This window comes from Streptomyces sp. 11-1-2 (genome assembly GCF_003595545.1).
GTDB lineage: Bacteria > Actinomycetota > Actinomycetes > Streptomycetales > Streptomycetaceae > Streptomyces > Streptomyces hygroscopicus_B.
Map to the genome: position 1 here is coordinate 5040134 of NZ_CP022545.1, position 14674 is coordinate 5054807.

The 14674-nt window shown below is 71.2% G+C and carries 13 protein-coding genes; 9 read left to right on the forward strand and 4 right to left on the reverse strand.

Annotated elements, in window-relative coordinates; all coding sequences use genetic code 11:
• The first annotated feature begins 233 nt into the window (after window positions 1-233).
• From CGL27_RS21005 to CGL27_RS21015, 4 genes are all read left to right on the forward strand, one after another.
• Window positions 234-1829, forward strand: coding sequence for an acyl-CoA carboxylase subunit beta (locus CGL27_RS21005; RefSeq protein WP_078641905.1), 1596 nt, complete (start codon window positions 234-236; stop codon window positions 1827-1829).
• 25 nt (window positions 1830-1854) lie between these two features.
• Window positions 1855-2061: an acyl-CoA carboxylase subunit epsilon gene (locus tag CGL27_RS21010; protein WP_014061293.1), complete on the forward strand. Its 207-nt coding sequence runs from the start codon at window positions 1855-1857 to the stop codon at window positions 2059-2061.
• A gap of 96 nt (window positions 2062-2157) precedes the next feature.
• Window positions 2158-2289: a hypothetical protein gene (locus CGL27_RS53175; protein WP_014061294.1), complete on the forward strand. Its 132-nt coding sequence runs from the start codon at window positions 2158-2160 to the stop codon at window positions 2287-2289.
• Window positions 2290-2432: 143 nt separating this feature from the next.
• Complete coding sequence (locus CGL27_RS21015; RefSeq protein ID WP_119994477.1) at window positions 2433-3035, forward strand: Maf family protein; 603 nt, start codon at window positions 2433-2435, stop codon at window positions 3033-3035.
• A gap of 137 nt (window positions 3036-3172) precedes the next feature.
• Here CGL27_RS21015 and CGL27_RS21020 read toward each other — a convergent pair whose 3' ends face one another.
• Window positions 3173-3583, reverse strand: a complete 411-nt coding sequence (locus tag CGL27_RS21020; protein ID WP_240451000.1) for a hypothetical protein — start codon at window positions 3581-3583, stop codon at window positions 3173-3175.
• A gap of 387 nt (window positions 3584-3970) precedes the next feature.
• Here CGL27_RS21020 and CGL27_RS21025 point away from each other — a divergent pair, with 387 nt between their 5' ends.
• Window positions 3971-5719, forward strand: a complete 1749-nt coding sequence (locus CGL27_RS21025) for a biotin carboxylase N-terminal domain-containing protein (protein ID WP_119989261.1) — start codon at window positions 3971-3973, stop codon at window positions 5717-5719.
• Between the two features lie 155 nt (window positions 5720-5874).
• Here the strand turns inward: CGL27_RS21025 and CGL27_RS21030 are convergent, their stop codons facing one another.
• Window positions 5875-7053: an alpha/beta hydrolase-fold protein gene (locus tag CGL27_RS21030; RefSeq protein WP_078641908.1), complete on the reverse strand. Its 1179-nt coding sequence runs from the start codon at window positions 7051-7053 to the stop codon at window positions 5875-5877.
• Between the two features lie 147 nt (window positions 7054-7200).
• Between CGL27_RS21030 and CGL27_RS21035 the strand changes: the two genes are divergently transcribed.
• The gene (locus tag CGL27_RS21035; RefSeq protein WP_078641909.1) at window positions 7201-7794 is read left to right on the forward strand and encodes a TetR/AcrR family transcriptional regulator; all 594 of its coding nucleotides are present in this window, start codon (window positions 7201-7203) and stop codon (window positions 7792-7794) included.
• Between the two features lie 19 nt (window positions 7795-7813).
• Here CGL27_RS21035 and CGL27_RS21040 read toward each other — a convergent pair whose 3' ends face one another.
• Both CGL27_RS21040 and CGL27_RS21045 read right to left on the reverse strand, forming a co-directional pair.
• The gene (locus CGL27_RS21040) at window positions 7814-8806 is read right to left on the reverse strand and encodes a DeoR/GlpR family DNA-binding transcription regulator (protein ID WP_257790014.1); all 993 of its coding nucleotides are present in this window, start codon (window positions 8804-8806) and stop codon (window positions 7814-7816) included.
• Between the two features lie 125 nt (window positions 8807-8931).
• Entirely contained in the window at window positions 8932-10380 is a 1449-nt protein-coding gene (locus CGL27_RS21045; protein ID WP_078641911.1) for an NAD(P)H-quinone dehydrogenase, read from the reverse strand.
• Between the two features lie 111 nt (window positions 10381-10491).
• On the opposite strand from CGL27_RS21045, the gene CGL27_RS21050 reads away from it, so the two are divergent.
• From CGL27_RS21050 to CGL27_RS21060, 3 genes are all read left to right on the forward strand, one after another.
• A complete protein-coding gene (locus tag CGL27_RS21050; protein ID WP_014061302.1) occupies window positions 10492-10929 on the forward strand; it encodes a gamma-glutamylcyclotransferase in 438 nt (145 codons plus the stop codon).
• Window positions 10930-11096: 167 nt separating this feature from the next.
• A complete protein-coding gene (locus tag CGL27_RS21055; protein ID WP_043237321.1) occupies window positions 11097-11921 on the forward strand; it encodes a purine-nucleoside phosphorylase in 825 nt (274 codons plus the stop codon).
• Between the two features lie 1027 nt (window positions 11922-12948).
• A complete protein-coding gene (locus tag CGL27_RS21060; protein ID WP_119989263.1) occupies window positions 12949-14655 on the forward strand; it encodes a phospho-sugar mutase in 1707 nt (568 codons plus the stop codon).
• The last annotated feature ends 19 nt before the right edge of the window (window positions 14656-14674 follow it).

Consider the following 14674-nt stretch of genomic DNA (forward strand, 5'->3'; position numbering starts at 1 on the left):
CGACGCAGTGCCACCAAGCGGTGCCGCCGATACGCTACGTGCCGGTAGCCCAGCCGGCGCAACAGCCGCCGAACGGTCCGTAACCACCGAACGTCCGTAGGCCCCACTGATCACGATTCCGACCCCTCACCCCGTTTCCACCGCTTCCCCCGATTCCCTCCGACCCTGAAGAAGTCCGCCGTATCCAGAAGTCCGCCGTATCCACCCCCAGGACGAGCAGGAGCCGCATCCCGATGTCCGAGCCGGAGATCGCCCCCGAGATTCCAGACCGTCACACCACCGCGGGGAAGCTCGCGGATCTGCAGCGCCGTATCGAAGAGGCGACCCATGCGGGGTCCGCGCGCGCGGTGGAGAAGCAGCACGCCAAGGGCAAGCTGACCGCGCGCGAGCGCATCGGCCTCCTCCTGGACGAGGGGTCCTTCACCGAGCTCGACGAGTTCGCCCGGCACCGTTCGACCAACTTCGGCATCGAGCAGAACCGCCCCTACGGCGACGGGGTCGTCACCGGCTACGGCACGGTCGACGGCCGCCCGGTGGCCGTGTTCTCCCAGGACTTCACGGTCTTCGGCGGGGCGCTCGGGGAGGTGTTCGGCGAGAAGATCGTCAAGGTCATGGACTTCGCGCTGAAGACCGGCTGCCCGGTCATCGGCATCAACGACTCCGGCGGCGCCCGTATCCAGGAAGGCGTGGTCTCACTCGGCATGTACGGCGAGATCTTCCGCCGCAACACCCATGCCTCCGGAGTGATCCCGCAGATCAGCCTGGTCGTGGGGCCGTGCGCGGGCGGGGCGGTCTACTCCCCGGCGATCACCGACTTCACGGTGATGATCGACCAGACCTCGCACATGTTCATCACCGGCCCCGACGTGATCAAGACGGTCACCGGTGAGGACGTCGGCTTCGAGGAGCTGGGCGGCGCCCGGACGCACAACACCACCTCCGGTGTCGCGCACTACCTGGCCGGGGACGAGAAGGACGGCATCGAGTACGTCAAGGCCCTGCTGGCCTACCTCCCCTCCAACAACCTCTCCGAGCCCCCGGCCTTCGCCGACGAGGCCGATCTGGAGGTCTCGGACGAGGACCGGGAGATGGACACGCTCATCCCGGACTCGGCGAACCAGCCGTACGACGTGCACAAGGCCATCGAGCACGTCCTGGACGACAACGAGTTCCTGGAGACGCAGGCGCTCTTCGCGCCCAACATCATCACCGGCTTCGGCCGGGTCGAGGGCCATCCGGTGGGCATCGTGGCCAACCAGCCCATGCAGCTCGCCGGCTGTCTGGACATCGACGCCTCCGAGAAGGCCGCACGCTTCGTGCGCACCTGCGACGCGTTCAACGTGCCCGTGCTGACCTTCGTGGACGTGCCCGGCTTCCTGCCCGGCACCGACCAGGAGTACAACGGCATCATCCGCCGCGGCGCCAAGCTGATCTTCGCCTACGCGGAGGCCACCGTCCCGCTGATCACGGTCATCACCCGCAAGGCATTCGGCGGCGCCTACGACGTCATGGGCTCCAAGCATCTGGGCGCGGACCTCAACCTGGCCTGGCCCACCGCACAGATCGCGGTCATGGGCGCCCAGGGCGCGGTCAACATCCTCCACCGGCGCACCATCGCCGCCTCCGACGACCCGGAGACGACCCGCACCGAGCTGATCGCGGACTACGAGGACACCCTGCTGAATCCGTATATCGCGGCCGAGCGAGGGTATGTGGATGCAGTGATCATGCCGTCCGAGACCCGCCGCCACATCGTCCGCGGACTGAGGACCCTGCGGAACAAGCGCGAGTCGCTGCCCCCCAAGAAGCACGGCAACATCCCCCTCTAGCCCCCTCGAGCGAAGGGCTAATTCCATGATCCGAATTGTCCGGGGCAACCCGACCCCCGAGGAGTTGGCCGCCGCACTGGCGGTGGTGCAAGCACGCGCGGCGGCCGTCACGGCCGCTGCGCAGAGCGAGGACGATCCGGAGGAGTGGTCCGACCCGGCCCGCACCGTCCCCAGCCACCGGGTGCCGCATCCCGGCCCCAAGGCGTGGCGTACCACCTACTGGCCCGCCTGAGAGCCGCGCGGTAAGGCCGGAATGGCACCTTCGCGCCGGGGCGCCTGAGTACGCGTACTCAGGCGCCCCGCCGTCTGCGGCCCCAGGATCGGTCCCATGCTGTGGTCCGAGCCGCCCGATGAGCCGCCCGAGGAGCTGCGGCGCGCCGAGGCCATGCTCCGCCGCGCCCGCACGGTCCTGACCGTCTCCGTGCTGCTCGCGATGTGCCTCCTCAGCATGTGGCCGTGAATACGGCCCTGATCCGAACCCCGGCCTGATCTGGCTCAATCTGACCTGCCCTGACCTGCTCCGACCTGCCCGAGGAGGCCGGTGCCATGGCCCGGCTCCGGCCCCCGGCCGGGCCGTCCCGGGGGCGGCTTACCCTGGTGCGCATGACTGCGCAGCGCACTCTCATCCTCGCGTCCGCCTCGCCCGCCCGGCTCGAACTGCTGCGGCAGGCCGGAATGGCGCCGAAGGTGATCGTCAGCGGGGTGGACGAGGACGCGCTGAGCGCGGCGACATCCGCCGAGCTGGCCCGGGTGCTGGCCGAGGCGAAGGCCACCGCCGTGGCCGGGCTTCCGGAGGCGGCCGACTCTCTCGTCATCGGCTGCGACTCGGTGCTGGAGCTCGATGGTCTGGCGCTCGGCAAACCGGCGGACGCCGAGGAGGCCACCGCCCGCTGGAAGTCGATGCGCGGCCGGGCCGGGGTGTTGCGCACCGGGCACTGCGTGATCGACACGGCGAGCGGCCGCCGCGCCTCGGCCACCGCGTCCACCACCGTCCGCTTCGGCGAGCCGACGGACGAGGAGATCGCGGCGTACGTCGCCAGCGGCGAACCGCTGCATGTGGCGGGGGCGTTCACGCTCGACGGCCGTTCGGCGCCGTTCATCGACGGCATCGAGGGCGACGCCGGAACCGTGATCGGGCTCTCCCTGCCGCTGTTCCGCCGTCTGCTGGCCGAGTTGGGCGTGCGAATCACGGCCCTCTGGGACTAGGGGGTCTCCCTGCCTCTGGGGCGACTGGTCTCCCTGCCTCTTGGGCGACTAGGGACTCCCCTGAGTCGGGCCAGGCCGGGGGCTAGGGATTCCCCCCCCCCGAATCAGGCCGGGTCCGGCTAGGGATTTCCCCTGAATCAGGCCGGGCTGGGGGCGTCCTGACCGCCGCCCGCGGCCTCCGCGGAGGGCTCGGCAGGCGGCTCCGCCTCGTACCCCAGCAGGCTCAGCACGATCAGCCCCAGCACCACCATCAAGAACGCGAACGCCGACCAGCCCACCAGGCCGACCGCGAACGCGCCCACCAGCCCGTGCACCACCGCACAGGTGACGAGCAGGATGCGGGCGAGGCGGCCGGGCGCGCGGTCGCGCACGGCGGTGCGCAGCAGCACCACCCCGCACACCAGCAGATAGAGGCCGAAGAGGCCGCCCCCGACCCAGGTGCCGATGGACATCGCGTCGGTGTCGAGGCCGCCCAGGGACATCTGCTGACGGTCCACGACCAGGCCGAGGATCCAGTTCAGCAGCGCTATACCGACCGCTTCGAACATGAGCGTCACAGCCGCTACCGCGGCCACTGGTCTGCGCGCCACCGTGTTCCCCCTCCACTCCGTCAGTGCCGAAGCACGCTACTAACGGGTAAGCGCTGCCACAAGGGGTGCGGACGAGCTGAACGCCATGGCAAAGTTTCCGCCCGGCATTCGTAGGGTTTCCACAAAGAAACGTGAAGCGCCGCAGCACGGCGGGCCAGAGACCTTGCCCACACCGTGGACGGCGCACCAGCCCCGAAAACCGGGCGTACGGTGGAGCGACGGGGGATTTGGTTGCTCGCTCAACGCGAGGTTCACGCTCCGTGTGGTCAAGCTCACGCCCGGGATCTTCTCGGCGCGAGGTGTCGCCTGTACCTAAACTCGGCTTGTTTCAAGGAGGGAGCCATCGTGCGCAAGGTGCTCATCGCCAACCGTGGCGAGATCGCTGTCCGTGTTGCCCGTGCCTGCCGGGATGCCGGGATCGCGAGCGTAGCCGTCTACGCCGATCCGGACCGGGACGCATGTCATGTGCGCGCGGCCGATGAAGCCTATGCGCTGGGCGGTGACACCCCGGCGGCCAGCTATCTCGACCAGGCCAAAGTCCTGGCCGCGGCCGCCGAATCCGGCGCCGACGCCATCCACCCCGGCTACGGATTCCTCTCCGAGAACGCCGAATTCGCCCAGGCCGTCCTGGACGCGGGCCTGACCTGGATCGGCCCCCCACCGCACGCCATCCGCGACCTGGGCGACAAGGTCGCCGCCCGCCACATCGCCCAGCGCGCCGGCGCCCCCCTGGTCGCCGGCACCCCCGACCCGGTCTCCGGCGCGAACGAGGTCGTGGCCTTCGCCGAACAGCACGGCCTGCCCATCGCCATCAAAGCCGCCTTCGGCGGCGGCGGCCGCGGCCTGAAGGTCGCCCGCACCATGGAAGAAGTCCCCGAGCTCTACGACTCCGCCGTCCGCGAGGCCGTCGCGGCCTTCGGGCGCGGAGAGTGCTTCGTCGAGCGCTACCTCGACAAGCCCCGCCATGTGGAGACCCAGTGCCTGGCCGACACCCACGGCAACGTCGTGGTCGTCTCCACCCGTGACTGCTCCCTCCAGCGCCGCCACCAGAAGCTGGTCGAAGAGGCCCCGGCCCCCTTCCTGACCCAGGAACAGAACGACCAGCTCTACGCCGCCTCCAAGGCCATCCTCAAGGAAGCCGGCTATGTGGGGGCGGGGACGGTGGAGTTCCTGGTCGGCAACGACGGCACCATCTCCTTCCTCGAGGTCAACACCCGTCTGCAGGTGGAGCACCCGGTCACCGAAGAGGTCACCGGCATCGACCTGGTCCGGGAGATGTTCCGCATCGCCGACGGCGAGGCCATCGGCTACGACGACCCGCAGATGCGGGGCCACTCCTTCGAGTTCCGCATCAACGGCGAGGACCCGGGCCGCAACTTCCTGCCCGCCCCCGGCACGGTGACCTCCTTCGTCCCGCCCGCCGGGCCCGGTGTCCGGCTGGACGCGGGCGTGGAGTCCGGCAGCGTCATCGGCCCGGCGTGGGACTCGCTGCTGGCCAAGCTGATCGTCACCGGCGCCACCCGCACCCAGGCCCTGCAGCGGGCGGCCCGCGCGCTGGCCGAGTTCCAGGTCGAGGGCATGGCCACCGCGATCCCGTTCCACCAGGCGGTAGTGGTGGACCCGGCGTTCACCAGCGAGCCGTTCACGATCCACACCCGCTGGATCGAGACCGAGTTCAACAACACCATCACCCCCTTCGCCCCCGTCAGCCCCGACGAGGACGAGGAGCCCACCGGCCGCGAGACGGTCGTGGTCGAGGTCGGCGGCAAGCGGCTCGAGGTCTCGCTGCCCGCCTCCCTGGGCATGGCCACCGCCCCGGCGGGCGGCTCGAAGAAGCCCAAGCGCAAGGCGGTCAAGAAGTCCGGCTCCGCCGCCTCCGGCGACGCCCTGGCCTCCCCCATGCAGGGCACCATCGTCAAGGTCGCCGTCAACGAGGGCGACACCGTGGCCGAGGGCGACCTCATCGTCGTCCTGGAGGCCATGAAGATGGAACAGCCCCTCAACGCCCACCGCGCGGGCACCGTCAAGGGCCTGGCCGCCGAGGTCGGCGCGTCCATCACCTCGGGCGCGGTCATCTGCGAGATCAAGGACTGACGCGCAGATCAGGGACTGAGGCGGAGATCAGGGACTGACGCAGGGATCAGGGACTGAGGCGGGGATCAAGGACTGACCCGCCTCCCCCCGCACATGACGGCGGGCCCCGACCGGAATCCTCCGGCCGGGGCCCGCCGTCGTCGTTCCCGACCCGCTCAGCGGCCGTGCACCACGTCCTGGGGGAAGGTGAGCTGGCCGTTCATCCAGCGCAGGGCCGTGGGCAGCTCGCGACGCCAGGTGCGGAAGTTGTGGCTGCCCCGGTCCAGGATGATCGACTGCGCGCTCATCGGGGGCCGGACCGCGGCCAGGAAGTCGCGCGTGGCGGCGTAGTTGGGCTCGCCCCGGCGGCTGGAGGACACCAGCACCGACACCTGCGGCTGGGGCAGCCGGCGCAGCCGCCACAGCAGATCGTGCTCACGCTTGCCGCGCTCGCCCTGCGGGCCCGGGCCGAAGAGGTCGCCGGTGGTGGGGTCGTTGACCACGCGGTAGTCGGGCGACAGGGCCGCGGCCGCACCGTAGACGCGGGGATGACGCAAAGTCAGCTCAAGGGCGCAGGTGCCGCCCGAGGAGTAGCCCAGCACGCCCCAGGCGCTGGGGTCATGGCCGATCCGGTAGTGCCCCCGCAGCGCCTCGGGCAGGTCCTGGGAGAAGTAGGTCTCGGCCTGCGGGCCGCCGGGGACGTCCACGCATTCGGTGTCGCGGGGCGGGGCGATGGTGGGCCGCACCATCACGATGACCGCCGGCTGCATCGCCCCGGTGCGGATCAGCCCGCCCGCGGTCTGGGGCAGCCGCAGATGCTGGGCCAGCAGGAAGGATCCGCCCGGATAGCCGCTGATCGCCACGATCACCGGGAAGCGCTGCCGGGCGTACTGGCGCTGGAAGTACTGCGGCGGCAGATACACATACGCCGGGCTGGCCACCTGGCTGCGGCGCCCCAGGATCCGCACCGACTCGACCTTGCCCGCCTTGTCGGGGGGCCCGCTCGGCAGTCCGTGCACCGTGTCCAGCCCCTGCGGCGGGGCGGGCCGCACCAGCCCGCCCGACGCCCCGACCGGCTCCGCGGCGCCGCCCTGCACATGGGACAGGGCCGCCGGTGCCGCGTCGTCCTCGCCCAGCAGTTCGTCCCAGGACCCGTAGAACTGGAAGTTGGTGTTCACCGCGAGGGCCAGCGCGGCCACGATCGCGCACTGGGTCACGGCGAGGGCGGCTAGCCGGCCCAGCCAGGCCCGTACGCCCCGGCCCGCGAAGCGCGGCCACAGCCAGAGCGTCAGCCCCGCGCACCCTACGGCGAGGGCGATCATCACATACTCGAGTGAGCGACTGGTCAGTCCCATCGTTCTTCCACTCCGACGCACCGCAACGCACGATGCCGTCGCCCTGTTTGATGCCGTTCGCGGCACCCGCGTTGCCTGGCCAGGGCGTGCCTCCGGTCACGAAATGGCATGCTTGACTCACGGGCAGCCACGGCAGGGAGGACCGCGATGGCGATCGAGACAGCCACGGCGCAGATGCCACCGCGCCCCATGCGCGCCGACGCGCGCCGCAACTACGAACGGCTGCTGGCCGAGGCGCGCACAGCCTTCACCCGGCACGGTACCGATGCCTCGCTGGAGGACATCGCACGCCGCGCGGGCGTCGGCATCGGCACGCTCTACCGCCACTTCCCCAACCGCACCGCGCTGATGGGCGCGGTCTTCCAGGGCGAGATATGCGCCCTGCTGGAGCGGTCGCGGGAGCTGGCCAAGGCGCCGCGGCCATGTCAGGCGCTGATCGACTGGCTGCGCGCCATCGTCGACCACGCCAGCATCTACCGCGGGCTCTCCCGGGCCCTGATGGCGTGCTCGGGAGACGAGACCTCCGCGCTGTCCCGCGGCTGCGGTCTGCCGCTGCGCGAGGCGGGCAGTGAACTGCTCGCCCGCGCCCAGCAGAGTGGTGCCGTACGGTCCGATGTGGTCATCGCCGATCTGATGCAGCTCACCAACGCGATCGGGCTGGCCGTGGAGCAGTCGCCGGACGACCCTGAGTTGGCCGACCGGCTGCTGGCACTGGCCTTCACCGGTCTCAAGGCCCGCTGACACCGGCCGGCGCCCCTCGCTAGCGGCGGCGCGGCGCCAGATCCGCCACCCGCCCCGGCTGTTCCCCCAGCGGCACCGCGCCGCGCAACTGCGCGGAGCCGGGGCCGCCCGGCGGATGGGGGTGGTTACGGCGCGGCCCCGGCAGCGGCAGGCCCTCCTCGCCGCCGCCACGGCCCTGGGACGCGCCCAGCCGCCCCGACTGCCGCCCCGCCGAACCACCGCCCTCACCGCTCCCGGCCGGGCCGGACCCCGCGCCCGGCCCGGCCACGGCGATCTGAACCCCTTGGTCCGCGAGGGCCTGGAGCTCGGTCAGGGCACGGTCGTCATGGGCGGGTGGTTCATCGGTCACCAGCCGCGTGATCACATCGGTGGGCACCGTCTGGAACATGGTGTCGGTGCCCAGCTTCGTATGGTCGGCGAGCACGACCACCTCCGCCGCCGCCTGGACCAGCGCCCGGTCGACACTGGCCGAAAGCATGTTGGAGGTGGACAGGCCGCGCTCGGCGGTCAGCCCGCTGCCGGACAGGAAGGCGCGCGAGACCCGCAGCCCCTGCAGGGACTGCTCGGCGCCGCTGCCGACCAGGGCGTAGTTGGAGCCGCGCAGGGTGCCACCGGTCATCACGACCTCGACCCGGTTGGCATGCGCCAACGCCTGTGCGACCAGCAGGGAATTGGTGACCACGGTCAGCCCCGGAACCCGCGCGAGCCGGCGGGCCAGCTCCTGCGTGGTGGTTCCGGCGCCGACGACCACGGCCTCGCCCTCGTCGACGAGACCGGCCGCGAGATCGGCGATGGCCGTCTTCTCCGCGGTCGCTAGATGGGATTTCTGCGGGAAGCCGGACTCCCTGGTGAATCCGCCCGGCAGCACCGCACCGCCGTGCCGGCGGTCGAGCAGTCCTTCTGCCTCCAGCGCCCGCACATCACGCCGTACGGTCACTTCGGAGGTCTGGACGACGCGGGCGAGCTCCCGGAGCGACACCGCTCCGTTCGCACGCACCATTTCAAGGATCAATTGGCGACGTTCTGCAGCGAACACGAAACTGACAGTAACGCCAACGACCGTCTGTTTTCAGCAGCTTGCACCAATTAGCAGAAGTTGGACATCTCTGAAGGCACGAAGTGCTATAAGGACCGGATCTACGACTCTTCCTGAGTCTTCCGGGTGTGCAACTGCCGCGCCACCTCGGCGATCGAACCGGACAGCGAGGGGTAGACCGTGAACGCCTTGGCGATCTGCTCCACCGTCAGGTTGTTGTCGACCGCCAGCGACATCGGGTGGATCAGCTCGCTCGCCCGCGGCGCGACCACCACACCGCCGACCACGATGCCGGTGCCCGGACGGCAGAAGATCTTGACGAAGCCGTCCCGGATGCCCTGCATCTTCGCCCGCGGATTGCGCAGCAGCGGCAGCTTCACCACCCGGGCGTCGATCTTCCCGCCGTCCACATCCGCCTGCGAGTAGCCGACCGTGGCGATCTCGGGGTCGGTGAAGACGTTCGCGGAAACCGTCTTCAGGTTCAGCGGCGCCACCGCGTCCCCCAGGAAGTGGTACATCGCGATCCGGCCCTGCATCGCCGCCACCGAGGCCAGCGCCAGCACCCCGGTGCAGTCACCGGCCGCGTAGATGCCCGGCGCGCTGGTCCGGGACACCTTGTCGGTCAGGATGTGCCCCGACTCCGCGAGCTTGACCCCGGCCTCCTCCAGGCCCATGTCCGCCGTGTTCGGGATCGAGCCGACCGCCATCAGACAGTGGGTGCCGGAGATGACCCGCCCGTCCGAGAGCGTGACCTCCACCCGGTCCCCGACCCGCTTGGCCGCCTGCGCGCGCGAGCGGGACATCACGTTCATCCCCCGGCGCCGGAACACGTCCTCCAGGACCGCCGCCGCGTCCGGGTCCTCGCCCGGCAGCACCCGGTCCCGGCTGGAGACCAGCGTGACCTTCGACCCCAGCGCCTGATACGCACCCGCGAACTCCGCACCCGTGACACCGGAGCCGACCACGATCAGCTCCTTGGGGAGCTCGTCCAGGTCGTACACCTGCGTCCAGTTCAGGATCCGCTCGCCGTCCGGCTTCGCGTCCGGGATCTCCCTCGGGTGGGCACCGGTCGCCACCAGCACCGCGTCCGCCACCAGCGTCTGCTCGGTGCCGTCCACCGCCCGCACGATCACCCGCCGCGAGCCGTCCAGCGACTGCTGCGGCTCCACCCGCCCGTACCCGCGCATGACCCGGCCACCGGCCCGGGTGACCGAGGCCGTGATGTCGTGCGACTGGGCGAGCGCGAGCCGCTTCACCCGGCGGTTGACCTTGCCGAGATCCACGCCGACCACCCGGGCCGCCTGCTCCAGCGGCGGGGTGTCGTCGGCGACGATGATCCCCAATTCCTCATAGGAGGAATCGAAGGTCGTCATCACCTCAGCGGTGGCGATCAACGTCTTCGACGGCACGCAGTCGGTGAGCACCGACGCGCCGCCCAGACCGTCGCAATCGACGACGGTCACCTCCGAGCCGAGCTGCGCGGCGACCAGCGCCGCCTCATAGCCGCCGGGTCCGCCACCAATGATCACGATCCGAGTCACATGCTCCATTGTCCCGCACCGGTTCGACTGGCTTCCGCCCGGGGGGTTTCGCGGGGGCGACTGACGTACGAACCTCCCACCCCGAGGGCCGTTCCGCCCCACTCCCGTACCCTCAGACCCATGTCGCTCTACGCCGCGTACGCCGGCAACCTCGACGCGCGGCTGATGTCCCGCCGCGCACCGCACTCCCCGCTGCGCGGAACGGGCTGGCTGAACGGCTGGCGTCTCACCTTCGGCGGAGAGCAGATGGGCTGGGAAGGCGCCCTCGCCACCATCGTGGAGGCCCCGCGCTCCCAGGTCTTCGTCGCCCTGTACGACATCGCGCCCATGGACGAGGACTCCATGGACCGCTGGGAGGGCGTCGGCCTCGACATCTACCGCCGGATGCGGATCCGCGTCCACACCCTGGACGGCGACGAACCCGCCTGGCTCTACGTCCTCAACGGCTACGAGGGCGGCCTGCCCTCGGCCCGCTACCTGGGCGAAATCGCCGACGCGGCGGAATCCGCGGGCGCGCCGCACGACTATGTGATGGAGCTGCGGAAACGCCCCTGCTGAGTCCGGTGTTTCCGGTGTGCCTGTGTCTCCGGGCGCGCCGTGTGCCCCGGGGGGCCTGGGGGTCTGCGTCTCCGGGGGCCCGGCCGGTCCAGGGATTATGCAACGATCCGAATACCTCGGCGGACTCCGTCTACGCGCGTAGGCAGTTACCGGCTACCCTCATGCGCGTGAACGCATCAGTTTCTTGGGACGACATCCAGGGCGACCCCCACGCCGCCGCCGACGACGCCGCCACCCGCCTGCGCGAGCTGACCGGCGCGGAGACCCACGACGTCGCGCTGGTCCTGGGCTCCGGCTGGGTCCCCGCCACCGACGCCCTCGGGGCGCCCGAGCACGAGTTCCCCGTCACCGAGCTGCCCGGCTTCCCGCCGCCTGCCGTCGAGGGGCATGCGGGCCGGATCCGCTCGTACCGGATCAACGACAAGCGGGCGCTGGTCTTCCTCGGCCGTACGCACTACTACGAGGGTCGCGGTGTCGCCGCCGTCGCACACGGCGTACGCACCGCCGTCGCCGCCGGCTGCAAGACCATCATCCTCACCAACGGCTGCGGCGGCCTCCGCGAGGGCATGCGCCCCGGCCAGCCGGTACTGATCAGCGACCACATCAACCTCACGGCCACCTCCCCGATCGTGGGCGCGAACTTCGTCGACCTCACCGACCTCTACTCCCCGCGGCTGCGCGCCCTGTGCCAGCAGGTGGACCCGACCCTGGAGGAGGGCGTCTACGCCCAGTTCCCCGGGCCGCACTACGAGACCCCGGCGGAGATCACCATGGTCCGCACCCTGGGCGCCGACCTGGTGGGCATGTCCACCACCCTGGAGGCCATCGCGGCGCGCGAGGCGGGCGCGGAGGTCCTGGGCATCTCCCTGGTCACCAACCTCGCGGCCGGTATGACCGGCGAACCCCTCAACCACGAGGAGGTCCTCCAGGCCGGCCGCGACTCTGCCTCCCGCATGGGCAGCCTGCTGTCGCAGGTCCTCGACCGCATCTGACCTCGCCGGTCGGGCGACCCTGTTCCGACGCGCGGGCGCTAGCGCTGGCGCTGGTGGCGGCGGTGGCGGTGGCGTCACGGCGTGCTGCGCGGGTACTCACCCCTCAGCCAACTGAACAGAGCGTCGCATCGCACCCTCTGCCGGGGCTGAGGCGGGGGCGCGGTGGGGTGCGCGGTGGGTGCCGGGGGCGGGGCCTCCGGTGCGGCGCCCTGGACCGCATATTTACGGCGCCGGTGCCCGGAGGCGTGGGGTGGGCCGGGGATTGGCGCCACAAATATGCGAAAGCGTCCAGGACACCACCCCTGCGACCCCACCCCCTCCCGTCTCACTCGCGGCTCTCCGCCGGTGGCCTCCAGCCCTGGTCCGTTTCCGGGTCGCCTGGTGGCGGGCACTGGGCGGGGATGGGTACGGCCCCGCCCCACCTACCGCGTCGCGGTGGCACGAACTCCGGTCCCTTCCGGACCACCCGGGAGGCCGAGTGCCTCGTCGGCACCGCGTCTTGGCCGCCCCCGGATCGCCCGACGGCAGTCCCCGGAGGGGCTCACCCGAAGCGGGCGCGTGTCGCTCGGGGCGGATGCCGACCACCCCCAAAGGCCGAGGGGTTCGCCACGAGGCCAGCGGAGGCGGGGCCCAGCGCCACCAGGGCACGGACACCGACAAGCGAGAAGGAGACGGGCCGCACCCGACACCCGGGCGATCCGGAACCGGGCCGGGGCCCGTGCCACCGAGGCATGGACGCCGACGAGACGGGAGGGGGCGGGGTCGCAGGGGTGGTGTCCTGGACGCTTACGTGTATTTGTGGCGCCAATCTCCGGCCCACTCAACGCCCCCGGCCAATGGCGCCGTAAATATACGGTCCAGGGCGCCGCCCCGGAGGCCCCGCACCCGGCACCCACCACGCACACCGGCGCACCACCCACGCACCGCACCCGCAAGCCGGACCCGCACCCACCACGCACCCCGCCACGCCCCCGAGCAACAGCACCGCGCACCCCGCACCCCAACGACCACCCCCAGGAGGCCCCCCATGGCCACGGAGCCCGATCTCATCGCACAGGCCCGCGCATGGCTCGCCGAGGATCCCGATCCCGAGACTCGCGACGAGCTCAGCAAGTTGCTCCAGGCCAACACGGACGGCGCGGAGGACGCGGAGGACGCGTTCGACGAGATCGCCGAGCGGTTCTCCGGCATGCTGCAGTTCGGTACCGCCGGGCTCCGGGGTGAGCTCGGCGCCGGTCCCATGCGGATGAACCGCGCCGTCGTCATCCGCGCCGCCGCCGGACTCGCCGCGTATCTGCGCAAGCAGCATGAGCAGGGGCTCGTCGTCATTGGTTACGACGCGCGCTACAAAAGCGCCGACTTCGCGCGCGACACCGCCGCCGTCATGATCGGCGCAGGCTTCCGCGCGGCCGTGCTTCCGCGGCCCCTCCCCACGCCCGTCCTCGCCTTCGCCATCCGCCACCTCGGCGCCGTCGCCGGTGTCGAGGTGACCGCGAGCCACAACCCGCCCCGCGACAACGGCTACAAGGTCTACCTCGGCGACGGCTCCCAGATCGTGCCGCCCGCCGACGCCGAGATCGCCGCCGAGATCGCCGCCATCCGCAGTCTGGATGACGTGCCCCGCCCCGACAGCGGCTGGGAGACGCTGAACGACGACGTCCTCGACGCGTATCTCGCCCGTACGGACGCCGTGCTCACCCCGGGTTCGCCCCGCAACGCCCGCGTCGTCTACACCCCGCTGCACGGCGTCGGCAGCGAGACGCTCATCGCGGCCTTCGCGCGGGCCGGTTTCCCGGCGCCCGCGGTCGTCCCCGAGCAGGCCGAGCCCGACCCGGCGTTCCCCACGGTCGCGTTCCCCAACCCGGAGGAGCCGGGGGCGATGGACCTGGCCTTCGCGACGGCCCGCAAGGTCGCTCCGGACATCATCATCGCCAACGACCCGGACGCCGACCGCTGCGCCGTCGCCGTGCCCACGATCACGAATCCCACGGCCCCCACGGACGCCGCCGGCTGGCGGATGCTGCGCGGGGACGAGGTCGGCGCCCTGCTCGCGACCCACCTCGTCCACAAGCGCAGCCGTGGCTCCTTCGCGACCACGATCGTCTCCTCGTCGCTGCTGTCCCGGATCGCGGAGGGCGCCGGGCTCCCGTACGCCGAGACGCTGACCGGTTTCAAGTGGCTGGCCCGGGTGGACGGGCTGCGCTACGCGTACGAGGAGGCGCTCGGCTACTGCGTGGACCCGGCGGGCGTACGCGACAAGGACGGCATCACGGCCGCGCTGATGGTCGCCGAGCTGACGTCCGAGCTGAAGGAGCAGGGCCGCACCGTCACCGACCTGCTGGACGACATCGCGGTCGCCCACGGCCTGCACGCCACCGACCAGCTGTCCGTCCGCGTCACGGACCTCTCCCTGATCGGCACCGCGATGAAGCGGCTGCGCGAACAGCCGCCCACCGAGCTCGCGGGGCTCGCCGTGACCTCGGCGGAGGATCTGTCACGGGGTACGGAGACGCTGCCCCCGACGGACGGCCTGCGCTACCAGCTCGCCGGGAAGGAGACCGTCCGATCCGCCCGTGTGATCGTCCGGCCCAGCGGCACCGAGCCGAAGCTGAAGTGCTACCTGGAGGTGGTCGTCGACGTGCAAGGGGCGGTCGCCCTGGTCCCGGCCCGCGCCACGGCGGACAGCGTGCTGGCCGCGCTCAAGAAGGATCTTTCGGCGGCAGCGGGAATCTGATCGGTTCGATGTCGGTGAC